Genomic DNA, 24,211 nt, shown 5'->3' with positions numbered 1-24,211 from the left:
TGCGGGCCTCTGTTCGGCTGGATAGCGCTTATACCTTGCGGAAGATCAGCGAGCCGTTGGTGCCGCCAAATCCAAAGGAGTTACACAGCGTGTACTCCAGTCCGCTAACCTGGCGCGCCGTATGCGGCACAAAGTCCAGATCGCAACCTTCGTCAGGATTGTCGAGGTTGATGGTTGGCGGAACCGCCTGGTCGCGCAGCGCCAGAATCGAATTAATCGCTTCTACCGCGCCCGCCGCACCCAGCAGGTGACCGGTCATCGACTTGGTCGAGCTGACCATCACGCTGTGCGCTGACGCACCAAACACCGACTTCACCGCCTGCGCTTCTGCTTTGTCACCGGCCGGCGTTGAGGTGCCGTGCGCATTAACATAGCCAATCTGCGCCGGATCCAGCTGCGCGTCACGCAGCGCGTTGACCATCGCTGCGGCTGCACCTGAACCGTCTTCCGGTGGTGATGTCATGTGGCAAGCGTCGCTGCTCATGCCGAAACCAACGATTTCCGCATAAATCTTCGCACCGTGTTTTTTCGCGTGTTCGTACTCTTCCAGCACCACGATGCCGGCACCGTCGCCCAACACGAAACCGTCACGATCTTTATCCCACGGACGGCTCGCCGCCTGCGGATTGTCGTTACGGGTAGAGAGCGCACGCGCCGCGCCGAAACCGCCCACGCCCAGTGGCGTACTGGCTTTCTCAGCACCACCAGCCAGCATCACATCCGCGTCGTTATACGCGATGATGCGCGCCGCATGACCAATATTGTGCACGCCGGAGGTACAGGCGGTCGCAATCGAGATGCTCGGACCTTTCAGGCCGTACATGATGGTCAGGTGGCCAGCGACCATGTTAACGATGGTTGAAGGCACGAAGAATGGACTGATTTTGCGCGGACCGCCATTGACCAGCGAGGTATGGTTATCTTCGATCAATCCCAGACCGCCGATGCCGGAACCGATAGCCGCACCGATACGTCCGGCATTCTCATTAGTTACGACCAGACCGGAGTCCGCCATAGCCTGAATACCGGCCACAATGCCGTACTGGATGAAATCATCCATCTTGCGTTGATCTTTACGCGAGATGTATTCATCGCAATTAAAATCTTTGACCAGACCCGCAAAACGCGTTGCGTAGGCACTGGTATCAAAATGGTCGATCAGGTTAATGCCGCTCTGACCGGCAAGGAGAGCACGCCAGGTAGACTCTACGGTATTGCCGACAGGAGACAACATGCCAAGACCGGTCACAACTACACGACGCTTAGACACGTTTGTCCTCCAGGGAGGGAAATAATGACGCTATGTGGGGCAAACATAAAACTCAGGCGGTCGAATGACCGCCTGAAGATATTCATTAACCTTTATGGTTATTGATATAGTCGATCGCTGCCTGAACGGTAGTGATTTTCTCAGCTTCTTCGTCTGGAATTTCAGTATCAAACTCTTCTTCCAGAGCCATTACCAGCTCAACGGTGTCAAGAGAATCTGCACCCAGGTCTTCAACGAAAGAAGCGCCGTTAACCACTTCGTCTTCTTTAACGCCCAGCTGCTCAGCTACGATTTTCTTAACGCGTTGTTCGATATCGCTCATACTATTTAATTTCCTATCAAAACTCGCTTTCGCGATGGTTTTCGTAGTGTATAAAATGTTGAAAAAGATGCAACAAAATCCCGGCTGGTCGAACCACGATTTTGCGGTGTTTACCGCAGATAATGCAAATGATTTCGTGATTATCAGACCATGTATATGCCGCCATTGACGTGCAGCGTCTCACCCGTGATGTAGGCGGCTTCGTCAGAGGCTAAGAATGCAACAGCATTGGCAATCTCCTGCGGGTCGCCTAAACGACCTGCCGGCACTTCTGCCAGAATGCCCGAGCGCTGATCTTCGTTCAATGCACGCGTCATGTCCGTCTCAATAAAGCCCGGAGCCACGACGTTTACGGTAATGCCACGTGACGCAACTTCTCGCGCCAGTGATTTGCTAAAGCCAATCAAACCTGCTTTTGCTGCCGCATAGTTTGCCTGACCCGCGTTACCCATGGTTCCAACTACCGAACCGATGGTAATGATACGGCCCACGCGCTTTTTCATCATGGCACGCATGACCGCCTTCGACAGGCGGAACACCGATGTCAGGTTGGTATCCAGGATATCCGCCCACTCATCGTCTTTCATGCGCATCAGCAGATTGTCACGCGTAATGCCTGCATTATTGACCAAAATGTCAACTTCGCCAAATTCGGCGCGAACTTTCTCGAGCACGCTCTCAATAGAGGCCGCATCAGTCACGTTCAGCAGCAGACCTTTGCCCTTGTCGCCAAGGTAAGCACTGATGGCTTCCGCGCCGCTTTCGCTGGTGGCAGTACCCATCACTTTTGCACCGCGTGCCACCAGCGTTTCCGCGATGGCACGTCCGATACCGCGGCTGGCGCCGGTCACCAGCGCTAATTTACCTTCAAAGCTCATGATTTTCCTCTTATTCCTAGCCAAGCCCGCAGCCAGTGACGATGGATCGTTCACCGCTGCAGCCGTCAGGCTGTCCACAATTCGCTTGGTCAGGCCGGTCAGCACTTTACCCGGACCGATTTCCAGCAGTTCAGTCACACCCTGCGCAGCGATAAACTCAACCGCCTCAGTCCAGCGCACCGGGCTGTACAGCTGACGCACCAGCGCGCTGCGAATCGCCGCGGCATCGCTTTCGCACTTAACGTCAACGTTATTGACGACCGGCACCGACGGCGCATTGAAAGTCACGCTTTCCAGCGCCACCGCCAGCTTATCCGCCGCAGGTTTTATCAGCGCGCAGTGTGACGGCACGCTGACCGGCAGCGGCAGCGCGCGTTTGGCACCGGCCGCTTTACAGGCGGCACCGGCACGTTCAACCGCTTCTTTATTGCCGGCGATAATCACCTGACCCGGCGAGTTGAAGTTGACCGGCGAAACCACCTGACCCTGTGCGCTCTCTTCACAGGCTTTGCGAATTGCCGCGTCGTCGAGACCGATAATCGCCTGCATCGCGCCCGTGCCTTCCGGCACCGCTTCCTGCATCAGTTTGCCGCGCAGTTCAACCAGCTTGATGGCGTCAGCAAAATTCAGCACGCCCGCACACACCAGCGCAGAGTATTCACCGAGGCTGTGTCCGGCCATCAGCGCGGGCTGTGCGCCATTTTTACTCTGCCAGACGCGATAAATCGCGACCGAGGCTGCCAGCAGAGCCGGCTGGGTCTGCCAGGTTTTGTTCAGCTCTTCAGCCGGGCCCTGCTGGACCAGCTGCCATAAGTCGTAACCCAGCGCGTCAGAAGCTTCACGGAAAGTGGCTTCAACCTGTGGATTCTCCACAACCAGATCGGCCAGCATGCCGACGGTCTGCGATCCCTGTCCCGGGAAAACAAAAGCAATTTGCGTCATCTTGCGTTCCTGTCAATCAAAAGCGAACCAGCGCCGAGCCCCAGGTGAAACCGCCACCAAAGGCCTCGAGCAAAATCAGGTGTCCGGGCTTGATGCGGCCATCACGTACCGCTTCGTCCAGCGCGCTTGGCACCGACGCCGCCGAGGTGTTGCCGTGACGATCCAGCGTCACTACCACTTTATCCATGCCCATGCCGAGCTTTTTGGCGGTGGCGCTGATGATGCGCAGGTTAGCCTGATGCGGCACCAGCCAGTCAAGCTGTTCACGATCGAGATTATTCGCCTGCAGCGTTTCATCGACGATATGCGCCAGCTCAGTGACCGCGACTTTAAACACTTCGTTTCCGGCCATGGTGAGGTAAGCCGGCTCATCCTGATGCGCGCGATCCTGATACGGCAGCGTCAGCAGCTTACCGTAGCGGCCATCGGCATGCAGATGAGTGGAGAGAATGCCCGCTTCTTCGCTTGCGCCGAGCACCACGGCACCCGCGCCATCACCAAACAGAATGATGGTGCCGCGATCGTCAGGATCGAGAGTGCGAGCCAGCACATCCGCGCCGATCACCAGCGCGTGCTTCACCGCACCGTTTTTGATGTATTGATCGGCCACGCTCAGTGCATAGGTAAAGCCGGCACAGGCGGCCGCGAGATCGAAGGCGGCACAGTCGTTGATTTTCAGCATCTGCTGAATCATGCACGCTGAGCTCGGGAAGGCGTGGCTGGAAGAGGTGGTTGCCACAATGATCAGGCCAACGTCGCTGGCTGCCACGCCCGCCATCTCCAGCGCACGCTGGGCAGCGGTGAAGCCCATGCTGGCTACCGTTTCATCCGGTGCCGCAATGCGACGTTCACGAATACCGGTCCGGGTGACAATCCACTCGTCCGAAGTCTCCACCATTTTTTCCAGGTCCGCGTTGCTGCGAACCTGCTCAGGCAAATAGCTGCCCGTACCGATAATTTTGGTAAACATCTACGCTTTGTCACTCCTGGCTAATACAGCGTCAAGGCGCGCGGCAATTCTCTCGGGAACTTGCTTGCGCACCGCCTGCTCTGCCTGTTCTATCGCCACGGCAAACGCGCGTTGATTCGCCGCGCCGTGGCTCTTGATCACTGTCCCGCGCAATCCTAACAGACAAGCGCCATTGTACTGGTCGGGGTTGAGATGACCGAAACGTTTAGCCAGACGCTTTTGGATCCAGCGTCCCAGCCATTTCAGCCACCAGGCCCGTTTTTTTCCTTCACCTGACGATTTGAGCAGAGAAAGAAACATTCTTACCACGCCTTCCATGGTCTTCAACGTGACATTACCCACAAAGCCATCACAGACCAGCACATCCGTCTTGCCGGTGAGGAGATCGTTCCCCTCAAGGTAACCAATATAGTTGATCTGCGGCGAGGCCCGCAGCACCGCCGATGCGGCGCGGATCGTCTCCAGCCCCTTCGTCTCTTCCTGACCGATGTTGAGCAGCGCGACGCGCGGCTGGCTGATTTCCAGCACTTCTTCCGCCATCACCGCACCCATCACCGCAAACTGCACCAGCATTTCACTGTCAGAATCGACGTTAGCGCCCAGATCCAGCACCACCGTCTTGCCGTGCTGCTGATGCTGCAGCACGGTCATCAACGCCGGACGCTCAATGCCATCCAGCGGCTTCAGTAATAATTTTGCCAGGACCATCAGCGCACCGGTATTGCCGGCACTGACGCACGCCTGCGCTTTCCCCTCTTTCACCAGCTCTAACGCCACGCGCATGGAACTGCCGCGGCTGTTACGAATCGCCTGCGAGGGTTTGGCATCACTTGCAATAACCGATTCGGCAGGGATTACCTGCACACGCCCCAGTAACGAGGAATACGCTTTGGCAAGAAATGACGAGATGATGTCGGGATCGCCGACCAGAAGAAGAACCAGCTGCGAATGAGAGGCTAGTGCCTGCAAGGCTGCAGGCACTGTCACGCAGGGACCGAAGTCCCCGCCCATGGCATCAACTGCTAGGGTCAAACGTGTCAAGGTATCGCCTTGCGTAACCGCAAAGAATTACTTGGTGATAACCTTGCGACCGCGGTAGTAACCATCCGCAGTGATATGGTGACGCAGATGAGTTTCACCAGAAACTTTATCTACTGACAGAGTGGTAGTGGTCAGCGCATCGTGCGAACGACGCATATCACGCTTAGAACGGGTTGGTTTATTCTGTTGTACGGCCATGGACCTTACTCCTATTACTTACTCTTTAAACTGGCTAATACGGCAAATGGGTTTGGTTTTCCCCCCTCTTCAGGCAGCTGGCCAAAGACCATGTCCGCGTCGGACACTTCACAGTGTTCAGAATCATGCACCGGAACGACCGGCAGCGCGAGGATGAGTTCATCCTCGATCACCGCCAGCAGGTCGATTTCACCGAAATCGTTGAAATCAACCAGCTCGTAGGCTTCCGGCAGTGCCTCGGCCTGCTCATCAGAAGAGACAGGACTGAAGCAATAGCTTACGTGCACAGCATGCGTGAACGGTTGGTTACAGCGTTGACATAACAACGTTACCTGCACATCGGCCGTTCCTTGCAGAACCGCAAGGCGCTGGTTGTCAACCGCAAACGACATGGTACATTCCACATCACTGTCCACACTCACGACCGTTTCGGCCAGGCGCGCCACCAATTCAGGTGCGTAAACACCGTGATAATCCAGGCGTTTTTGCGCGGCGCGGACCGGATCGAGCGTCAGGGGTAATTTTACCTTTTGCATAGGGCGCGCATATTAACTTTGTGACGTCATAGAGTCAAAGAAAAAGGCCGGTTTACAGCATCTTTCACCCGTTAGTCGCATCCAGTGCGGCGCATAGTTTAAAATGCCTGTCATCTTTACGCTATCACTTCTGCAAAAAATGATGACACCGCTGGTTTTAGCCTCAACCTCTCCGTTCCGTCAGGCGCTGCTGCGCAAGCTCGGCCTGCCGTTTATCACTGCCGCCCCTGAGAGCGATGAAACGCCGCTACCGGGAGAAGCCGCGCCGCAGCTGGTGCAGCGTCTGGCCATTGCCAAAGCGCAAGCGCTGGCCGCGCGCTATCCTGCGCACTGGATCATTGGGTCCGATCAGGTCTGTGTACTGGACGGCCGCATCGCCGGCAAGCCGCATACCGCAGAGAACGCCTGCCAGCAGCTGGCGCTGGCGAGCGGCAAAGCCATTACCTTTTATACCGGCCTGGCGCTGATTCACCCCGCCAGCGCGCAGCAGCATGTGCTGTGTGAACCCTTTACCGTGCATTTTCGGCAACTGAGCGCGGCAGAGATTGCGCGCTACGTCGAGCTGGAGCAGCCGCTGCAGTGCGCCGGCAGTTTCAAAAGTGAGGGACTGGGGATTTGTCTGTTCGAACGGCTGGAGGGGCGCGATCCCAATAGCCTGATTGGCTTACCGCTGATCGCGCTGAATGGCCTGTTAAGGCAGGCGGGCATCAATCCGCTGGACTGATGCCACCCTGTCAGGCTTTTTTCTGCTGGCGCAGCTGGGACAGGCAGTGCTTCAGTGCCTTATCCAGCGGCGCTTCCATACGCAGGCTTTCGCCGGTGTTTGGATGGGTAAACGTCAGCGCGGCAGCATGCAGGAACAGCCGCGACAGACCGGTTGGTGCCAGCTGGCGATCGAATTCGCGATCGCCATAGCGATCGTCAAAGGCAATCGGATGCCCGCCATGCAGGGTATGCACGCGAATCTGATGCGTACGTCCGGTCACCGGACTGGCTTTAACTAATGTCGCCAGGCCAAAACGTTCTTCAACTTTAAAGCGCGTTTCCGACGGCTTGCCCTCGGCGCTGACCCGCACCACGCGCTCGCCGCTTTGCAAAATGTTTTTCAGCAGCGGTGCCTGCACCACTTTCAGGTGCGATGGCCAGTCGCCGCGCACCAGCGCCAGATAATCCTTCAGCATGCCCTTCTCACGCAGCTGCTCGTGCAGCGAACGCAGCGCCGAGCGCTTCTTCGCCACCAGCAAAATGCCGGACGTGTCACGATCGAGACGGTGCACCAGTTCAAGGAAACGCGCCTCCGGGCGCAGCGCGCGCAGCCCTTCAATCACGCCGAAGCTCAGCCCGCTGCCGCCGTGCACCGCGGTGCCGGACGGTTTGTTCAGCACCAGCAGATAATCGTCTTCATACAGAATGCACGACTCCAGCGCCGCCACTTTATCCAGTTTGGGCGACACCGCCTGCTCTTCACGCTCGGCCACGCGCACCGGCGGCACGCGCACTTCGTCGCCGTCTTCCAGCTTATATTCAGGTTTTACGCGCTTCTTATTAACCCGCACCTCGCCTTTACGCAGGATGCGGTAAATCATGCTTTTCGGCACCCCTTTCAGCTGGGTGCGCAAAAAGTTATCAATGCGTTGATCGGCATTTTCAGCCGTGATGGCGACAAACTGTACGCCGGGATTCTCTGTTTTCATGGCGGCGATTCTAAATAGTGTCCCCGGATAGCGCCACCCCTTTTTCTGTGCTTAACTCTGACTTTATCGCCGCGTTAAGCGGCCAGAATGCTGGCTTTTTCAACGATGCGATGATTACCCCTGCAAATGAACAGGTTAAGGATGAACAAACTTCACAGCTCGGTAAAAAGTCGCCTTGCTATAAGTTGCTAAGAAATGGAATAATGCAGAGGTTTCTGTCCTGGAAAGAGTCAGGCAGGAAAAAGAGCGAAATTAAGGTATTTTGCCGGATGAAACGGACACGCAGCAATGGCGTAAGACGTGATGTTTAATCAGGCACTTAGCGGGCTGCGGGTTGCGGCCTGGACGACAGACTGGGATGTGTGGATTTTTGAATACTCTGTAGCACTTCCACCTTCAGGCGCTGGTTTTCCTTATGAAAAACAGGCCACCGACAAGATTTGTCGCTCCTTTAGCCGCCGACAACCGTGAGGTTGACGTCAGTGCATGCAGACACGGGGCCATCGGTTGATTCTCGTCCAGGGTAACGATGCCCGCAGCTTTATCACTCATGTGAGAATAACGAGTAAGTCACGATGAAAAGAATGTTAATCAACGCAACTCAGCAGGAGGAGTTGCGCGTTGCCCTTGTTGACGGACAACGTCTGTACGATCTGGATATCGAAAGCCCCGGACACGAGCAGAAAAAAGCCAACATCTACAAAGGTAAAATCACCCGTATTGAACCCAGCCTCGAGGCTGCGTTTGTTGATTACGGTGCCGAGCGTCACGGTTTCCTCCCTCTGAAAGAAATTTCCCGCGAATACTTTCCTGCTAATTACAACGCGCATGGCCGTCCGAACATCAAAGATGTGCTGCGTGAAGGCCAGGAAGTGATCGTACAAATCGATAAAGAGGAGCGCGGTAATAAAGGGGCAGCACTGACCACCTTTATTTCGCTGGCCGGTAGCTATCTGGTGCTGATGCCCAACAACCCGCGCGCCGGGGGCATTTCCCGCCGTATCGAAGGTGACGACCGTACCGAGCTGAAAGAGGCGCTGTCAGCGCTGGAGCTGCCGGACGGCATGGGCCTGATCGTGCGTACCGCTGGCGTCGGCAAATCTGCCGAATCGCTGCAGTGGGACCTCAGCTTCCGCCTGAAGCACTGGGAAGCCATTAAAAAAGCCGCAGACAGCCGCCCGTCACCGCTCCTGATTCATCAGGAAAGTAACGTGATTGTGCGCGCCTTCCGCGACTACCTGCGTCAGGATATCGGTGAAATCCTTATCGATAACCCGAAAGTGCTGGAGCTGGCGCGTCAGCACATCGCCGCGCTCGGTCGTCCGGACTTCAGCAGCAAAATAAAACTGTACACCGGTGAAATTCCACTGTTCAGCCATTATCAGATCGAATCGCAGATTGAATCGGCGTTCCAGCGCGAAGTGCGTCTGCCGTCCGGCGGTTCTATCGTTATCGACAGCACCGAAGCGCTGACCGCCATCGATATCAACTCCGCCCGCGCTACACGCGGTGGTGATATCGAAGAGACCGCCTTCAACACCAACCTGGAAGCCGCCGACGAGATTGCCCGTCAGCTGCGACTGCGCGACCTCGGTGGTCTGATTGTTATCGACTTCATCGATATGACGCCAGTGCGCCATCAGCGCGCCGTGGAAAACCGTCTGCGTGAAGCGGTACGTCAGGATCGGGCGCGTATCCAGATCAGCCACATTTCACGCTTTGGTCTGCTGGAGATGTCGCGTCAGCGCCTCAGCCCGTCACTGGGTGAGTCCAGCCATCACGTCTGCCCGCGCTGTAGCGGTACTGGCACCATCCGTGATAACGAATCGCTGTCGCTGTCGATCCTACGTCTGATTGAAGAAGAAGCGCTGAAAGACAACACCAAAGAAGTGCACGCCATTGTGCCGGTTCAGGTGGCCTCTTACCTGCTGAACGAAAAACGTGAAGCGGTCAGTGCGATTGAGAAACGTCAGGGCGGCGTGCGTGCCATCATCGTGCCAAACGATCAGATGGAAACGCCGCACTACTCGGTGCTGCGCGTACGCAAAGGTGAAGAGACGCAAACCCTCTCCTATCACCTGCCGAAACTGCATGAAGCTGAGATGGCGCTGCCTTCGGAAGAAGAGCACGCTGAGCGTCGTCGTCCCGAGCAGCCTGCACTGGCCGCCTTCGTGATGCCGGATGCACCACCGGCTCCGGTTGAAGTGAGCGAAGAGAGCCAGCCGGCAGCGGTTGACGTTAAAGCCAAACCGGCGGTCGCAGCACCCGCGACGGTCAGCACCGGTTTTGTTGCGCGCCTGCTGGGTGGCCTGAAAAAACTGTTTGCCGGTGATGCCCCCGCCGCAGCCCCTGCTGAAGAGAAGACCGAAGCGAAAACGGCTGACGGTGAGAATACGCAGCAGCGTGGTGAGTGTCGTAACAATCGTCGCAACAACAACAATCGCCGCGAGCGCACGCCGCGTAACGGTGAGCATGCGCAGAGCCGTGAAGGCCGTGAGCCACGTGAAGCCCGCGAGCCACGCGATCAGGATAACCGCCGTAACAAGCGTCAGAATGACGCGCGCGGCGAGCGTCCGGCGCTGACTGAAGAGCAACTGCAGCAGCGTGATGAGCAGCAGCAACAGCGTTCTGAGCGCCAGCGTCGTCGTCAGGAAGAGAAGCGTGCGCAGCAGGAGCCGCAAGTTGCTGAGCAGGTGCCTGTTGTTGATAGCGTTGATGATAGCGTTGCGCAGGAAGACGAGCGCGTTCAGGTTATGCCGCGTCGCAAACAGCGTCAGCTCAGTCAGCGCGTGCGCGTAGGTGAAAAAGCTGACGCGATTCCTGCTGAGCTGCCTGCCGCTGCCGTTACTGAAGCGGTGCAGGAAAACAGCCAGCGCGCCCAGCTGAAAGAGCAAGCCGAAACCGCTCAGGATGAACAGGATGACAGCGAGAACCGTGACGGGGCCAACATGCCGCGCCGTTCACGTCGCTCACCGCGTCATCTGCGCGTCAGCGGTCAGCGTCGTCGTCGCTATCGTGACGAGCGTTACCCTACGCAGTCTGCGATGCCGCTGGAAACAGCAGCTGCCTCGCCAGAGATGGCGTCAGGCAAAGTGTGGATCACCTATCCGGTTGCGCAGACTCACGAGCAGTTCACCTCTAACCAGGCGCTGAACGAAATGCCAGACTATGGCTATCAGGATGCCGCCCCTGCGGAAGAACTGCCTGTGGCTGTCGAAGCCGCAGCCGCTGCCGTGGCACAGCCAGAAACGCCAAAGCCAGAAGTTGTGCATCAGGCTGAACCGCAGGCGCACACTGAGGTGCCGGTGGTTAATACTGATGACCTGACGCCAGTGGCGGCACCGGTTGATCACGAGCCAGCAGTGATTTCCGCAGCCGATGAAGCAGTTGCACAGGAAACCGCAGCAGAAGCACAACCGGCTGTTACGCCTGCCGAAGAGACGCAGCCAGTCGTTACCGAAGCGGTTAGCGCAGCGGAACAGGCTCCGATCGAGGTTTCACCCGCGGTCGAAGCGCAGGTGGAAGAGGTACTGTCCGCGCCGGTAGCGGCCGAAGCACCTGTCGCGCCGGTGACCGAACCGCACGCACCGGTTGCCGCCCGTGATACCGAGGTCAGCCATGTGGAGACCCGCTTTAAGCATCACGCTACGGCACCGATGACCAAAGCACCGGCACCGGCATGGGAACCTGAGCCCGTGCGTCACAGTGACTGGGTCCGTCCGGCCTTCAACTTCAAAGGACGCGGTTCAGCCGGTGGTCATAGCGCCACGCATCAGGCCACCGCACCGGCTACCCGTCCGGAAAGCACGTAAGCCTCTGCTGTAGCACTACAGTATCCAAGCCCCGGCTGGTCCGGGGTTTTTTATTGCCCGCATTCTCCCCTCCCCACCTGACTGAAGACACTGATTAAAAGCAAAAAAAATCCCACGGCCCTCGCAGGCAGTGGGAAAAACTAAGCGTACCCGGTTTAAGTACGCTCAAACAGTCAGGTGTATTACTTGTTCATCTGAAACAGCGACATCTTCGACATATCGCTGAAGGTGGTGTACGACGCCTGCAGCAGCTGCTGTTGCATGGTGTAGGTAGAAATGGCTTCGGTGTAATCGACGTTAACCAGCGTGCTCATCTGATCTTTGAGCGTCACCTTGCGGTCGTCACCTTTTGCATCCAGCGTATCCAGTTCGTCCAGCTGGGTACCAATCTCAGAACGCACCGCCAGCACATTGTTCAGCGAGTTACTGAAGCCACAGTTGGCCTTGTCCATCGCCGCGCTGAAGGTCTGTTTGGTGGCATCGTCAGCGTCATTCTGCGGCACTTTCAGCGCCGCAATGGCGTCATCCAGCATATCGAACAGGGTTAGTCTGGCTGGCGCTGCCATCCGGCTCCGGCTTGGCATTGCTGGTCAGCTGGTCAAAAATTGAATTACCGGTATGACCAACCGTCATGGTGCGTTCGCTGTCGACTTTCTGGGTGATCGCGTCGCTGCCACCGCTATAGATGATTTTACCGCTGGCATCTTCGGTGAACGGCGGCTTGTCGGACTCATAGCCGGCAAACAGGTAGCGGCCGTTCCCGTCTTTGCTATTGGCCAGGTTGAGCAGCTGCGAGCGAACGCCCTCCAGCTGGGTGGCATAAGACGCGCGGTCATCGTCATTCAGCGAGCCGTTACCGGCGCTGATCAGCGTAGATTGCGCTGACTGAATCGCCGTCGTGACATCACTCAGCGTGCTCTCTTCCAGCGACAGTCCCTGATTCGCGAACGAACGCGCCAGCGCGAACTGGCTGTCGCGCGCCTGTGTCTGCGACAGCACCACTGCGCGCAAAGCGGCGATCGGATCGTCAGACGGATTGGTCACGCGGCGACCGGTTGACAGTTGTTCACCCGCTTTCAACCAAGAGGACTGCGCGTCAGTGACGCCGCGCACCTGCTGGTCGAAAATCATATTCGTACTGAGTCTCATCGGTCAGGCCTCCCGTATTAACCGCGAATGCTCATCAGAGCATCGAAAATGGTATTGGCAGTTTGCAGTACCTGCGCGTTCGCCATGTAAAATTGCTGATATTTTCTCAGGTTGGCGTACTCTTCGTCGAGGTTTACGCCAGAAACCAACTGCTGACGTTCGGTCAGCTGCGTCACCACGCCCTTCTGGGTGGTGGCGGCGGTTTCGAGGTTTTTGGTTTTGTTGCCGACGGTGCTCACCAGGCTGGCATAACCCTGCGCCAGGGTGGCGTTACCGTTAATCAGTTTGGCATCCTGCAGGTCCAGCAGCTTTTGCGCATTACGGTTATCGCTGGCGCCACCCGCAGCCGAAGCTGCCGCGATCTGCGATTCACTGGTGATAGCCACTGACATGCCGCTAATCACATCCTGCACCGGTTTGACCAGGAAGCTGTCTTTGGCGTTAGCCGTTCCGTTTACCGTTAACGACAGTCCGTCAAAGCTCATGGTGGTATTGCCGGCACCGTCGCTGCCCATGGTCGGCGTCACTTTCACGTTGTCCGAAAGACGCGTCACCGACCAGTTGCTGCCGTCATAGCTCACGCTGTAGTTGGAGGCCTTCATCGCCCCGGTGTCGGTCCAGCTGGCACTGACGGTGGCGGCAGAGGTGTTTTTGCTGTTGGTCACCACCGTCGGGCTACCAATATTGAAGAAGTCGATGCCAGTGTTGCCTTTGCTGTCATAGCCCTGGCTGTGCACCTTGTTGAAGCTGGTGGTGAATGCCGCTGCCAGCTGCCCGAGCTGGTTCTGCGCGTTATCCAAATCCTGGGTACGGAACGCCAGCAGGCCCCCGAGCGAACCGGTGGTCAGCGTTTTTTCCGGGATCTCAACGTTACCGGCCTGCTTATCGACATAGCCCACGGTAATGCGCGACGCATCGCTGCTGGAAGGCATGGCGATCAGCTAGGTGGTTTTGCTGCCGTTGACCAGCGTGGTGTTACCCATCGAGACGATGTAGTTACCGTCCTGCTGCGAAACGTTCACGCCGACCAGGCCATTCAGGTTATTGATCAGCTGATCGCACTGATCGAGCAGGTCGTTAGGCGCAGAGCCGCCACCGGTGGTCAGCTTAGCGATCTGCGTGTTGAGATCGGCAATCTGGCTGGAGTAAGTGTTGATCTGCTCGACGCTGGCTTTGATGTCCGTATTGACGCTGTTTTGCATGCTGGTCAGATACTGTGCGGTGGTCTGGAACTGGTTTACCAGTCCCTGCGCATAGCTCAGCATAGACTGACGCGCAGAAGGATCGTCCGCGTTACTCACCACGTTCTGCACGTTAGTGAAAAAGCTCTGAATCGAGTCTGACAGGCTGGTGGTCGACGTCGACAGCAGATCATCAATATTCGAAATCTGGTTGTACTGTGAATTGACCGCGCTGTAGTTGGCGCTGTTAACGCGCAGCTGTGCGGTAATAAACTCATCGTATTCACGCTGCACGCCGGTCACATTGACGCCGTTGCCATAATAGTTGCTGCCCTGCAGCGTACTGTTGGCCTGCGACAGCAAAATCGTCTGGCGCGAATAACCGCCCACGGTGTAATTACTGATGTTGTTGCTGGTGGTGCTTAATGCGGCCTGTGCGGCGCTCGGCCCGCTCATCGCGGAGTTAATTATGCTGGACATCTCGGTTCCTTTCTCCCGTTAACCGGGCTGGCAGTCATCAGTGCGATTGCGCGGGCCACAACGCCCGCGGCATGTGAAGGTTATCGGCGTGCTTAAGCGAAACTTGAGCGGAAAAATCAGAACAGGTCGGTGAAATCCTGGCTGTAAGCCTTGACCACTTTTTCGCCCATGTTTTTGAATTGCTGGATCATTCCTACCAGTTTCTGCGCATATTTCGGGTCAGTCACGTAGCCAGCCGCCTGCAGCGCACGAGCGCCCTGCTCGGCGCTCGGTGCGTTCGCCACCGCCGCATAGCGCGGGTTACTGGAAATCAACCGGACGTAGTCGCTGAGCGCTTCGAAATAGGAGCCATAAACGCGGAAGGTGGCGCGCACTTTCTTCGCTTCACCGCCCTCGTATTCCGTGGTCATGATGTCGGTGGTTTCGCCCTTCCAGGCGCCGCTGGCTTTAATCCCGAACACGTTGTAGCTCGGCTTGCCGTCGCGCGTCAGGATCTGCCGCTGGCCCCAGCCGGACTCAAGCGCCGCCTGCGCCAGAATCAGATGGTGAGGAATGCCGCTCTGCTGGCTGGCCACTTTCGCCGGCTGCGCCAGCTGGGCGATAAACTCATTGCTGTCACCGGGCAGGCTGGCAGGCGAGACCGGCAGACGCGGCACCGCTTTGCGCACCATCTGCTCCAGCTGCGTGGGTGCCATGCTGCTATAGATGAAGCTGTTATCCAGCTTCATCGGCACGGTACCGGCGCTTTCGTCCGGTGCCTGCGCCGGCTGCATCTGTTTGACAATGGTGTCCGCCAGACCCAGCCCGCGCTTGCCGATTTCCTGCGCAATCTGCTGATCGTAAAGCGAGGTGTAAAGCCGCGTCTGATCGTTGCTCAGCATGCCATCCTGCGGCAGCGCTTCATGCATGCTCTTCAGCATCATCTGCACGAACATCCCTTCGACCTGCCTCGCCACCTGCAGCGCTTTGCCTTTCGGGTCCAAGGCAGCCTGGCGTTTCAGTTCGTTCAGCGAGCGGCTGTCATACGCCGCGTTCATCAGCGATTGCGTATCGGTCATCAGATAATTTCCAGCTTCGCGCGCAGGCTGCCTGCGCTCTCCATCGATTGCAGAATCGACATCAGCTCAATCGGTGTCGCACCCAGCGCATTCAACGCCCGCACTACGTTGTTCAGGTTGGCACTGGCGTTAACCCGCTGCAGCGCGCCACCGCTCTGACACAGATCGATCTGCGTTTGCGTGGTGGCAACCGTCTGGCCACCGGCAAACGGCGTATCCGACTGGCTGACATTCTGCTGCTGATTAACCGTAACTGACAGGTTGCCCTGCGCCACCGCACAGGTGTTGAGCGTCACTTCGCGATTCATCACCACCGAACCGGTGCGCGAGTTAATGATCACTTTGGCGTCTTCCAGCGCCACCGACACGTCGATGTTCTGGATCTCCGCCAACAGACGTACCTGCGAGCTGTTATTCGGTGACACGCGGATTTGCACGGTACGGGCGTCCAGCGGCAGCGCTGACCCCACGCCACGACTATTGATGGCATCGGCAATGCGCTGCGCCATGGTGAAATCTTCGTTGTTAAGCTGCAGATTGATGGTGTTCTGGCTGCCGAAGTTGCTCTGCAGCTCACGCTCCACGGTGGCGCCACCGGTAATGCGGCCGCCGTTGAGCTGGTTAACCTGCACGCTGCTGCCGCCGGCCGAGGCGCCCGCCCCGCCGACCAGAATGTTACCCTGCGTCAGCGCGTAAACCTGGTTATCGACGCCCTTCAGCGGCGTCATCAGCAGCGTACCGCCGCGTAAGCTTTTGGCGTTACCCAGTGAAGACACCACCACGTCAACCGTCTGTCCCTGACGGGCAAACGACGGCAGTTTGGCGGTGACCATCACCGCCGCCACGTTTTTCAGCTGCATGTTGGTGCCGGCAGGCACGGTGATGCCCAGCTGCGACAGCATGTTACTCACCGTTTGCGTGGTGAACGGCGTCTGGGTGGTCTGGTCACCGGTGCCGTCAAGGCCAACCACCAGACCGTAACCAATCAGCTGGTTATCGCGTACGCCCTGCACGCTGGTGAGATCGCGGATGCGATCGGCCTGCGCCATCAGGCTGCTGATGCCGAGCAACAGGCCCAGGCCCAAACGCAGCAGTGTAGTGTTTTTCATCATGACCTCTTACATCGGCGAGACGTTCAGGAAGAAGCGCTGGAACCAGCCCATGGTCTGCGCCTCATTGATATAACCGTTACCGACGTACTCAATACGTGCATCGGCGACCTGCGTTGACAGCACCGCGTTGCTGGCGCTGATAGTGCGCGGGTTCACTACGCCAGAGAAGCGAATGAATTCGGTGCCTTGGTTGATTTCAATCTGTTTCTCGCCGACCACGCGCAGGTTGCCGTTCGACAGCACCTGGTTAACGGTGATGGTGATGGTGATGGTGATGGTGCCGGTATAAGGTGTTATTGGCGGTTGCGCCACCTTTGCCAGCGAAATCGTTTTTGCCGTTGGCGTCGAGCGCGGCTTTTTCGCCGCCGGCGCCCACCAGTCCGGCCAAACCGGTTGGGATGGCGCTCAGGCCAAAGCTGTTGCTGCCGTCGCGGCTGGCATTCGCTGAAGAGCTTTTGCTGGCACTGACGTTTTCCTGCAGCGTAATGGTCAGGGTGTCACCAATGTTACGTGGACGACGATCCTCAAACAGCGGCTGATAGCCGTAGTTGAGCGGCGCCACGCCCTGAAAAATGGAACCGTTCACCACCGGCGGAGCGGATGGCGTCGGCTCAGCCGTTGTCGCACCCTGTACCAGTGGCGTGCGCGGCACCAGCGCACAACCGTTAAGGGTCAATAGCAGCGTGGCTACTAACCAATGCCCAGGCTTGAGAATCACTTGCTTCGCCACGGAGTTCTGACCTTTTTCATGTTCTTAATCGGGCCAGACGCGCTGGCCCAACGATCCCGGCATTACAGCTGGGTTAACTTCTGCAGCATCTGATCGGAGGTGCTGATCGCTTTGCTGTTGATCTCATAAGCGCGCTGCGTCTGGATCATGGTCACCAGCTCTTCCGCCACGTTGACGTTGGAGGTTTCCACGTAACCCTGATACAGCAGACCGGCCCCGTTCTGACCCGGCGTGCTTTCGGTCGGCGCACCGGAGGCCTGGGTTTCCTGATAGAGGTTTTCCCCGACGCTATCCAGTCCGGCATCGTTCATGAAGGTGCTGAGCGTCAGCTGGCCAACCTGCGCCGGCTGCGTCTGCCCCTGCTGTGTCACCGTCACCACGCCGTCACGCGCAATGGTGATGCTGGTGGCGTTCGCAGGAATAGTGATGCCTGGCTGCACCGGGAAACCGGCGTTGGTCACCAGCTGGCCGTTCTGGTCCACCTGGAAAGAGCCGTCGCGGGTATACGCAGAAGTGCCGTCCGGCATCTGCACCTGGAAATAGCCCTGACCATTAATCGCCACATTTTTTGAGTTGCTGGTCTGCGACAGGTTGCCCTGGTTGTGTAGACGTTCGGTGGTCACCGGACGCACACCGGTACCGATCTGCAGGCCCGACGGCAGCGTAGTCTGTTCTGACGACTGCGCACCCGGCTGACGCAGGGTCTGGTACATCAGGTCTTCGAACACCGCGCGTGAACGCTTAAAGCCGTTAGTGCTGACGTTCGCTAGGTTGTTGGCGATGACGTCCATGTTGGTCTGCTGTGCGTCAAGACCGGTTTTCGCGATCCATAAAGAACGAATCATTGTGTTTTCCTTAAGCCTTAGCTGCTCATATTGAGCAGCTGATTAGCCCGCTGTTCGTTTTCATCAACGTTGGAGATCACTTTCATCTGCATCTCAAAACGTCGGGCGTTGGCGAGGTTGCTGGCGGTGACAGACTGTTACTCCATCGTCTGACTGGCCGCGCCCATCGCGGTATATATTGCGTGAGCCATAAAGCAATCCCGTTAGCGTATTAACGAAGGTTGACCAAGGTATTAAGAATCTGGTCCTGCGTTTTGATGGTCTGGCTGTTGGCCTGGTCGTTACGCTGGGCAACGATCATATTCACCAGCTCTTTACTCAGGTCGACGTTGGACACTTCCAGCGGGCCGTAGGTACCAGTGCCTGCCAGACCGACTGCCGCCTAGCCCGAGGAGTTGGTCGCCGACCAGACGTTATTGCCCTCAGACTTCAGCCCTTCCGGGTTAGAGAAACTTGCCAGAACAATCTGACCCAGCAGCTGGGTTTTCTGGTTGGAGTAAGTCCCGGTGATGGTGCCGTCGTCGTTGATGGTGTAGCTGGTCAGATCGCCCGGTGCATAGCCGTCCTAGGTTGGGTTACCGAAGTTGGTTTTGCCGGTGTTCTGCTGCAGGCTGCCGAGCACGCGGAGGCTGACGGCCTGGTTGGCCTTGGCACCGTTCGCACCCTAAATGGTCAGCGCCACTGTGCTGGCCGAGGCCAGGTTACCGCTGGTATCGAATACCATATTGAAGTTACCGGCAGCCTGACCGGTGGTGGAATCAATCGCGTGCACCGTCCAGTTGTTGTCGGCCGTTTTGACGTAGTACAGATCCAGCGCGTGGTCGTTACCCTGCGGGTCGTACACGGTCACGGTGCTTTTAGCGTTGTAAGTATCCACGTTGGTCGCCGTGAACGCACCGCCGGTTGGCACCGCATCAGTAGAGTTCAGGTTGGATACCATGGTGGCTGTGGTGGTGGCGCGCGCAGACATCTGGGTGGTCGGAATGCTCAGCGCGACCGGGTTGGCACCGGCCTGAATGGTTGGCGGTGTGCCGTTAGCCGGATAGCCGGTTACGGTCAGGCCCTAGGTGTTCACCAGGTTACGGTTTTCGTCCAGCGTGAACTGGCCGTTACGCGAATAGAACACGCCGCCGCTGGCGTCGGTCAGACGGAAGAAACCGTTGCCGCTCAGCGCCACGTCCAGTCCACGGCTGGTAGAGGTGGTGGTGCCGTCGTTAAAGTTCTGAATCACCGCTGCGACTTTGGTACCCATACCGACGTTCGAACCGGCGAACATATCGGCAAACGCGATGGTGCTGGATTTAAAGCCGGCCGTCGCCGAGTTGGCGATGTTGTTACCAATAACGTCGAGGTTGCTGGAGGCAGCGCCCAGGCCGCTCACCGCTTGTGAAAATGACGTGCTATTTCTCCTGCTAAGAGGTTAGTCAGAGAATCTGATGAATTTCATCGAGGGTCGCGAGCCCATGGTGCCGAGATCCAGTTTTGCGGTGTTATTCACGGTGCTGACGCCGTTGACATAGGCGTAGTTCAGCGGCTGTGCCACCAGTTGGGTGCTGCCATTGCTGGCGGCGAGTGAAACCGTATATTTGCCGTCCGGTGCGGCGCTGCCATCGTCCATCTTGCCGTCCCACGAGAAGGTGTGAACGCCGGCGCTGAGACCGCCGAGATCGATGGAGCGCACTACGCTGCCGTTGCCATCTTTGATGGTGACGCTGGTGGCGGTCGACGCGGTGCCCACAGCTCAACGCCAAACGGCGTGCTGGTGCCTCTGCCGGTGCTGCTGCTGGAGCTGAGGACCGTGGGGTCGAGGTTGTCTTTAATCCCTACTGCAAGGCTCATAATGCGTCTCCGTTACTGACCCATGGTGAGGGTTTTCATCATCATTGACTTCACCGTGTTCAGCACTTCGACGTTGGCCTGATAGCTGCGCGACGCGGACATGGTGTTAACGGTTTCGGCGACCACGTCGACGTTAGGCATTTTGACGTAGCCTTTCTGGTCAGCCAGCGGATTACCCGGGTCATACACCAGTTTGGCGGGCGTCGGGTCGTTCACGACACCGGCCACTTTGACGCCGCCGGTGGCCGCGCCCTGAGCGGCATCGGTCTGGAAAATCACCTGCTTCGCCACGTACGGCTGGCCGTCCGGCCCGGTGACGCTGTCGGCGTTGTCCAGGTTACTGGCGCTGACGTTGAGCCGCTGTGACTGTGCGGTCATCGCAGAACCGGCGATATCAAAGATATTCAGCAATGCCATGATTATTGCCCCAGCAGAACGCTCATCATGCCTTTGATCTGGCTACTGATGAGGGTGAGATCGGTTTGGTATTTCAGGCTGTTATCCGCAAACTGCGTACGCTCGCGATCCATATCCACGGTGTTACCATCCGCGGCAGGCTGATCGGGAATGCGGTACAGCAGATCCAGTGCGGGCTGTGAGTTGGTCTGCGCTTCAATGTGACGTGATGACGTGACATTGAGCGCCAGGCTGCTGCCTTCGGCACGGCCGTTCTGCATCGCCTTGCTCAGCTGGCTGGCAAAGTCGATATCCCGCGCCTGGTAGCCCGGTGTATCGGCGTTGGCAATGTTAGACGCCAGAATCTCTTGGCGCTGCGCCCGCAGGTTTAATGCTTCTGTACCAAATCGCAGCGCGGCATCGAGTTTGTCGAGCATGCTTCCTCCGCGAATGAGAATTTCGAGCTGGCAGCTTAATAGGACAAAAGCAAGGGCTATCGTCTGAATAGCGCCAAAAATCGTGGCTATTTTTCACCTTGAATTTTTCGTGCGCGGAGTAGACTCAGTGCCATCTTTTCGACAGGAGGCGTTGATGCGTACAACTTCTTCCCTGCTGGCCCTGCTGTGGCTGGCCTTCGCGACGCCCGGCTATGCCGCCGATCTCAGCGCGCAGCTGACCCAGTTTTTTCAGGCGCGCGATCCCCACCGCAGGTATGACCGTGGTGGTCCGCACGCCGCAGACGCAGTGGCCCGCCTGCGACACACCGCAGCTGCTGCTGCCGGGTAACAGTCGCCAGTGGGGCAATCTGAGCATTGCCGCCAGTTGCGGACAGAATCGTCGCTATCTGCAGGTGCAGGTAACCGGAGAGTATCTGGTGGCCAATCGTCAGCTGGCGCGCGGCAGCAACGTCAGCGCCAATGATTTCCGCCTGGATACGCTGCCAGCACGCGCGCTGCTCAGCAGCAGCAATCTGGCGGACGCCATTGCCCTGCGTGACATTGCGCCAGGCCAGCCGGTGACGGCCACCATGCTGCGCCAGCCATGGCGGGTGAAAGCCGGTCAGAATGTGATGGTGATTGCCAGCGGCAACGGCTTTAATGCCAGCAGTGAAGGTCGTGCGTTAAACAACGCCAGCGCGGCGCAAACGGTGCGAGTGCGCATGAGCAATGGCCTGGTGGTAAGCGGTCGTGTCAGCGAGGATGGGAATATTCTGATATCGCTATAAAGCGTTAAAGAACGCTGTTGTTCTGCCGATAGAGATATCAACAATGATATTACCCTATGCTGACTCAGTTGGCTGATCCCCAACTGACCCTAACAGGAGCCACACCATGAGTATCGACAGAACGCAGCCTTTAAAACCGGTGAGCACTGTACAAACCCGTGACAGCAGCGACAATCAGGCAAAAGTGCGTCAGAACAGCGCACCGGCCGCCAGCACCAGCCAGAGTGGTGCGGAAGTGACGCTAAGTCCCGCTCAGGCGCAGCTGATGCAGCCGGGCAGCAAAGATATTAACACAGCGCGCGTAGAGCAGCTGAAGACCGCCATTCGTAATGGTGAACTGAAAATGGATACCGGTAAGATCGCCGATACCAGGGCGTTTTTAGAGGGTAAATAGTCCCGATGGATAATCTGCTGACCACCTTAGATAAAATGCAGGATGTGCTGAGTTCGCTTAACGTCGTGATGGATGAAGAGCAGCAGCAACTTTCTGCCGGACGGATCAATGGCAACCTGCTGCAGCGCATTACAGAAGATAAAAGCGCGCTGCTGACGACGTTGAATTATCTGGACGAGATGCGCCGCAAAACCGAGCTGTCGCTGGGTACCAAAGCGCCTTATCGTGGTCACAGTGATATCGCGCGCCGCTGGCACAGTATTCAGCAACATACCCAGCGTCTGCGCGACGCCAATCAGCACAATGGCATGCTGTTTCAGCATCAGATGACCTTTACCGAACAGGCACTGTCGGTGCTGAAACCGCATCAGACCCAGTCGTTCTACGGCCCGGACGGCCGCGGTTTAGGCCAGACCACGCTGAGCCGCAAAGGCTAAACGCAGCCGTGCTGCGTGTCTGCTGAATCAGGGTCGCCACGCCAGGCGACCCTTTTTTATTGTGCGCTCAGACCGCCGTGCGGCGGGCAAAATCGCGCGGGCGGAAGCCCAGTAAACCGAGCATCACGAAGTAAGCGCCGCCGCCAATGGCGCACACCGCCGCCAGCCGCAGTAACCGCCACCACATCTGCCCCTCTTCCCACGCCGGCATCACCTGCAGAATGCCCAGCAGCGCAGCGGCCATCACCGCCACGGCGACCAGCAGACGCAGCAGGAAACCGTGCCAGCCCGGCTGCGGCTGAAAGATTTGCTGCTTGCGCAGTTGCCAGTAGAGCAGCGCCGCATTCAGGCAGGCCGCCAGACCAATCGACAGCGACAGACCCGCGTGCTTAAGCGGACCAATAAACGCCAGGTTCATCAGCTGGGTCATGATCAAGGTGGCGATAGCAATCTTTACCGGCGTTTTGATGTCCTGCCGCGAATAAAAGCCCGACGCCAGCACTTTCACCACGATCAGCCCCATCAGCCCAACCGAATAGGCAATCAGCGCACGCTGGGTCATCGCCGCATCAAAAGCGGTAAATTTGCCGTACTGGAACAGCGCCACGGTGAGCGGACCGGAAAGAATGCCCAGCGCAACCGCGCTCGGCAGCGCCAGCAGAAAACACAGACGCAGCCCCCAGTCCATCAGACGGGAATATTCATCGTGGTTGCCGCTGGCAAAACTCTTCGCCAGCGACGGCAGCAGGATCGTGCCGAGCGCGACGCCCAGCACGCCAGAGGGAAATTCCATCAGACGATCGGCGTAGTACATCCACGACACCGAGCCAGAGACCAGAAACGAGGCGAAAATGGTATTGATGATCAGAGAGATCTGGCTCACCGACACGCCGAGAATCGCCGGGCCCATCTGGCGCATCACCCGCCACACGCCGGCATCGCGCAGGTTTACGCGCGGCAGTACCAGCATGCCAATCTTTTTCAGGTGCGGCAGTTGATAAAACAGCTGCAGCAGCCCGCCCACCACCACTGCCCACGCCAGCGCCATCACCGGCGGATGGAAGTGTGGCGCGGCAAACAGCGCAAAGCCGATCATGCTGATATTCAGCAGCGTTGGCGCGAACGCCGGGACGGAAAAGCGGTTCCAGGTATTAAGAATCGCCCCGGCCAGCGACGCCAGCGAGATCAGCAGAATATAAGGAAAGGTGACGCGCAGCAGCGAACTGGTTAAGGCGAACTTGTCGGCGGTATCGGCAAAACCCGGCGCCGTCACCACAATCACCCAGGGTGCAGCGACCATGCCCAGCACCGTCACCACCGCCAGTACCAGCGTCAGCAGGCCTGATACATAGGCAACAAATACCCGCGTGGCGTCTTCGCCCTGCTTGCTTTTATATTCGGCAAGAATCGGCACGAATGCCTGCGAAAAGGCGCCTTCGGCGAAAATACGTCGCAGCAGATTGGGCAGTTTGAACGCCACGAAAAAGGCATCGGTGGCCATGCCAGCCCCGAAAACGCGCGCCACAATGGCGTCGCGGGCAAAGCCCAGCACGCGGGAAAACAGGGTCATCGAACTGACCGCAGCCAGCGATTTCATCAAATTCATAATGAGTGGCGCATCCTGAAAAGTGTCGGATAAATGAGCAACTTAGCGCGGACATCCTGCGATGTCCGGCGATAGTCTACTGCTGCGGTGGGAAAT

General features: G+C 57.7%; 18 protein-coding genes and 8 pseudogenes. 5 read left to right on the top strand and 21 right to left on the bottom strand.

The window, feature by feature from the left end:
* Positions 1-28: 28 nt before the first annotated feature.
* From fabF to yceD, 8 genes and pseudogenes are all read right to left on the bottom strand, one after another.
* Entirely contained in the window at positions 29-1,270 is a 1,242-nt protein-coding gene (fabF, locus tag AC6I8M_RS05365; RefSeq protein ID WP_010617250.1) for a beta-ketoacyl-ACP synthase II, read from the bottom strand.
* A gap of 85 nt (positions 1,271-1,355) precedes the next feature.
* Positions 1,356-1,592: an acyl carrier protein gene (acpP, locus tag AC6I8M_RS05360; RefSeq protein ID WP_010617251.1), complete on the bottom strand. Its 237-nt coding sequence runs from the start codon at positions 1,590-1,592 to the stop codon at positions 1,356-1,358.
* Between the two features lie 143 nt (positions 1,593-1,735).
* A complete protein-coding gene (gene fabG / locus AC6I8M_RS05355) occupies positions 1,736-2,470 on the bottom strand; it encodes a 3-oxoacyl-ACP reductase FabG (RefSeq protein ID WP_010617252.1) in 735 nt (244 codons plus the stop codon).
* A gap of 3 nt (positions 2,471-2,473) precedes the next feature.
* A pseudogene (gene fabD / locus AC6I8M_RS05350) lies at positions 2,474-3,412 on the bottom strand (ACP S-malonyltransferase); the annotation flags it as partial.
* A gap of 16 nt (positions 3,413-3,428) precedes the next feature.
* The gene (locus AC6I8M_RS05345; protein ID WP_010617253.1) at positions 3,429-4,382 is read right to left on the bottom strand and encodes a beta-ketoacyl-ACP synthase III; all 954 of its coding nucleotides are present in this window, start codon (positions 4,380-4,382) and stop codon (positions 3,429-3,431) included.
* Positions 4,383-5,423, bottom strand: coding sequence for a phosphate acyltransferase PlsX (plsX, locus tag AC6I8M_RS05340; protein ID WP_010617254.1), 1,041 nt, complete (start codon positions 5,421-5,423; stop codon positions 4,383-4,385). It abuts the gene before it with no gap.
* Between the two features lie 27 nt (positions 5,424-5,450).
* Entirely contained in the window at positions 5,451-5,621 is a 171-nt protein-coding gene (rpmF, locus tag AC6I8M_RS05335) for a 50S ribosomal protein L32 (RefSeq protein ID WP_010617255.1), read from the bottom strand.
* Positions 5,622-5,635: 14 nt separating this feature from the next.
* Entirely contained in the window at positions 5,636-6,157 is a 522-nt protein-coding gene (gene yceD, locus AC6I8M_RS05330; protein ID WP_058948767.1) for a 23S rRNA accumulation protein YceD, read from the bottom strand.
* 142 nt (positions 6,158-6,299) lie between these two features.
* Here yceD and AC6I8M_RS05325 point away from each other — a divergent pair, with 142 nt between their 5' ends.
* Positions 6,300-6,881 carry a Maf family protein gene (locus tag AC6I8M_RS05325; protein ID WP_010617257.1) on the top strand — a complete coding sequence of 194 codons (582 nt, stop codon included), beginning with the start codon at positions 6,300-6,302 and terminating at the stop codon, positions 6,879-6,881.
* A 10-nt stretch (positions 6,882-6,891) separates the two neighbouring features.
* On the opposite strand, the gene rluC is transcribed toward AC6I8M_RS05325, so the two are convergent.
* Positions 6,892-7,851, bottom strand: coding sequence for a 23S rRNA pseudouridine(955/2504/2580) synthase RluC (gene rluC, locus AC6I8M_RS05320; protein ID WP_010617258.1), 960 nt, complete (start codon positions 7,849-7,851; stop codon positions 6,892-6,894).
* A 575-nt stretch (positions 7,852-8,426) separates the two neighbouring features.
* Here rluC and rne point away from each other — a divergent pair.
* Positions 8,427-11,663: a ribonuclease E gene (gene rne, locus AC6I8M_RS05315; RefSeq protein ID WP_041387272.1), complete on the top strand. Its 3,237-nt coding sequence runs from the start codon at positions 8,427-8,429 to the stop codon at positions 11,661-11,663.
* Between the two features lie 182 nt (positions 11,664-11,845).
* On the opposite strand, the pseudogene flgL reads toward rne, so the two are convergent.
* The 11 genes and pseudogenes from flgL to flgB all read right to left on the bottom strand — a co-directional run bounded on the left by flgL (position 11,846) and on the right by flgB (position 20,890).
* Positions 11,846-12,812, bottom strand: a pseudogene (flgL, locus tag AC6I8M_RS05310) (flagellar hook-associated protein FlgL).
* A gap of 17 nt (positions 12,813-12,829) precedes the next feature.
* Positions 12,830-14,473, bottom strand: a pseudogene (gene flgK / locus AC6I8M_RS05305) (flagellar hook-associated protein FlgK).
* 116 nt (positions 14,474-14,589) lie between these two features.
* Positions 14,590-15,531: a flagellar assembly peptidoglycan hydrolase FlgJ gene (gene flgJ / locus AC6I8M_RS05300; protein WP_010617261.1), complete on the bottom strand. Its 942-nt coding sequence runs from the start codon at positions 15,529-15,531 to the stop codon at positions 14,590-14,592.
* Positions 15,531-16,580: a flagellar basal body P-ring protein FlgI gene (locus AC6I8M_RS05295; protein WP_318285107.1), complete on the bottom strand. Its 1,050-nt coding sequence runs from the start codon at positions 16,578-16,580 to the stop codon at positions 15,531-15,533. The genes flgJ and AC6I8M_RS05295 overlap by 1 nt, the downstream gene beginning before the upstream one ends.
* Before the next feature lie 69 nt (positions 16,581-16,649).
* Positions 16,650-17,373, bottom strand: a pseudogene (locus AC6I8M_RS05290) (flagellar basal body L-ring protein FlgH).
* A 62-nt stretch (positions 17,374-17,435) separates the two neighbouring features.
* On the bottom strand, positions 17,436-18,218 hold the full coding sequence (gene flgG, locus AC6I8M_RS05285; RefSeq protein ID WP_498013693.1) for a flagellar basal-body rod protein FlgG: 783 nt from the start codon (positions 18,216-18,218) through the stop codon (positions 17,436-17,438).
* 17 nt (positions 18,219-18,235) lie between these two features.
* Positions 18,236-18,334 (bottom strand): annotated as a pseudogene (locus AC6I8M_RS05280) (flagellar basal body rod C-terminal domain-containing protein); the annotation flags it as partial.
* 95 nt (positions 18,335-18,429) lie between these two features.
* Positions 18,430-19,599: pseudogene (flgE, locus tag AC6I8M_RS05275) on the bottom strand (flagellar hook protein FlgE).
* 43 nt (positions 19,600-19,642) lie between these two features.
* Positions 19,643-19,991, bottom strand: a pseudogene (locus AC6I8M_RS05270) (FlgD immunoglobulin-like domain containing protein); the annotation flags it as partial.
* Positions 19,992-20,069: 78 nt separating this feature from the next.
* On the bottom strand, positions 20,070-20,474 hold the full coding sequence (flgC, locus tag AC6I8M_RS05265; protein WP_010617266.1) for a flagellar basal body rod protein FlgC: 405 nt from the start codon (positions 20,472-20,474) through the stop codon (positions 20,070-20,072).
* A gap of 2 nt (positions 20,475-20,476) precedes the next feature.
* Positions 20,477-20,890: a flagellar basal body rod protein FlgB gene (gene flgB / locus AC6I8M_RS05260; protein WP_010617267.1), complete on the bottom strand. Its 414-nt coding sequence runs from the start codon at positions 20,888-20,890 to the stop codon at positions 20,477-20,479.
* A gap of 154 nt (positions 20,891-21,044) precedes the next feature.
* Between flgB and flgA the strand changes: the two are divergent.
* The 3 genes and pseudogenes from flgA to flgN all read left to right on the top strand — a co-directional run bounded on the left by flgA (position 21,045) and on the right by flgN (position 22,509).
* Positions 21,045-21,678: pseudogene (gene flgA, locus AC6I8M_RS05255) on the top strand (flagellar basal body P-ring formation chaperone FlgA).
* Positions 21,679-21,784: 106 nt separating this feature from the next.
* Positions 21,785-22,072: a flagellar biosynthesis anti-sigma factor FlgM gene (gene flgM / locus AC6I8M_RS05250; protein WP_498013692.1), complete on the top strand. Its 288-nt coding sequence runs from the start codon at positions 21,785-21,787 to the stop codon at positions 22,070-22,072.
* 5 nt (positions 22,073-22,077) lie between these two features.
* On the top strand, positions 22,078-22,509 hold the full coding sequence (flgN, locus tag AC6I8M_RS05245; RefSeq protein WP_010617270.1) for a flagellar export chaperone FlgN: 432 nt from the start codon (positions 22,078-22,080) through the stop codon (positions 22,507-22,509).
* Positions 22,510-22,576: 67 nt separating this feature from the next.
* Here the strand turns inward: flgN and murJ are convergent, their stop codons facing one another.
* Positions 22,577-24,115, bottom strand: coding sequence for a murein biosynthesis integral membrane protein MurJ (gene murJ / locus AC6I8M_RS05240; protein WP_010617271.1), 1,539 nt, complete (start codon positions 24,113-24,115; stop codon positions 22,577-22,579).
* Positions 24,116-24,211: the final 96 nt, after the last annotated feature.

Source organism: Type-A symbiont of Plautia stali, from assembly GCF_059731155.1.
Note: the sequence above shows the minus strand (reverse complement) of the source record. Positions and strands in the feature narration are given on the sequence as shown.

What these genes read in the sequence shown, in the direction of transcription:
- acpP (WP_010617251.1), bottom strand. Translation starts at nt 1,592, where the DNA reads ATGAGCGATATCGAACAACGCGTTAAGAAAATCGTAGCTGAGCAGCTG.
- fabG (WP_010617252.1), bottom strand. Translation starts at nt 2,470, where the DNA reads ATGAGCTTTGAAGGTAAATTAGCGCTGGTGACCGGCGCCAGCCGCGGT.
- AC6I8M_RS05345 (WP_010617253.1), bottom strand. Translation starts at nt 4,382, where the DNA reads ATGTTTACCAAAATTATCGGTACGGGCAGCTATTTGCCTGAGCAGGTT.
- rpmF (WP_010617255.1), bottom strand. Translation starts at nt 5,621, where the DNA reads ATGGCCGTACAACAGAATAAACCAACCCGTTCTAAGCGTGATATGCGT.
- yceD (WP_058948767.1), bottom strand. Translation starts at nt 6,157, where the DNA reads ATGCAAAAGGTAAAATTACCCCTGACGCTCGATCCGGTCCGCGCCGCG.
- AC6I8M_RS05325 (WP_010617257.1), top strand. Translation starts at nt 6,300, where the DNA reads ATGACACCGCTGGTTTTAGCCTCAACCTCTCCGTTCCGTCAGGCGCTG.
- rluC (WP_010617258.1), bottom strand. Translation starts at nt 7,851, where the DNA reads ATGAAAACAGAGAATCCCGGCGTACAGTTTGTCGCCATCACGGCTGAA.
- rne (WP_041387272.1), top strand. Translation starts at nt 8,427, where the DNA reads ATGAAAAGAATGTTAATCAACGCAACTCAGCAGGAGGAGTTGCGCGTT.
- flgJ (WP_010617261.1), bottom strand. Translation starts at nt 15,531, where the DNA reads ATGACCGATACGCAATCGCTGATGAACGCGGCGTATGACAGCCGCTCG.
- AC6I8M_RS05295 (WP_318285107.1), bottom strand. Translation starts at nt 16,580, where the DNA reads ATGGCGCAGGCCGATCGCATCCGCGATCTCACCAGCGTGCAGGGCGTA.
- flgG (WP_498013693.1), bottom strand. Translation starts at nt 18,218, where the DNA reads ATGATTCGTTCTTTATGGATCGCGAAAACCGGTCTTGACGCACAGCAG.
- flgC (WP_010617266.1), bottom strand. Translation starts at nt 20,474, where the DNA reads ATGGCATTGCTGAATATCTTTGATATCGCCGGTTCTGCGATGACCGCA.
- flgB (WP_010617267.1), bottom strand. Translation starts at nt 20,890, where the DNA reads ATGCTCGACAAACTCGATGCCGCGCTGCGATTTGGTACAGAAGCATTA.
- flgM (WP_498013692.1), top strand. Translation starts at nt 21,785, where the DNA reads ATGAGTATCGACAGAACGCAGCCTTTAAAACCGGTGAGCACTGTACAA.
- flgN (WP_010617270.1), top strand. Translation starts at nt 22,078, where the DNA reads ATGGATAATCTGCTGACCACCTTAGATAAAATGCAGGATGTGCTGAGT.
- murJ (WP_010617271.1), bottom strand. Translation starts at nt 24,115, where the DNA reads ATGAATTTGATGAAATCGCTGGCTGCGGTCAGTTCGATGACCCTGTTT.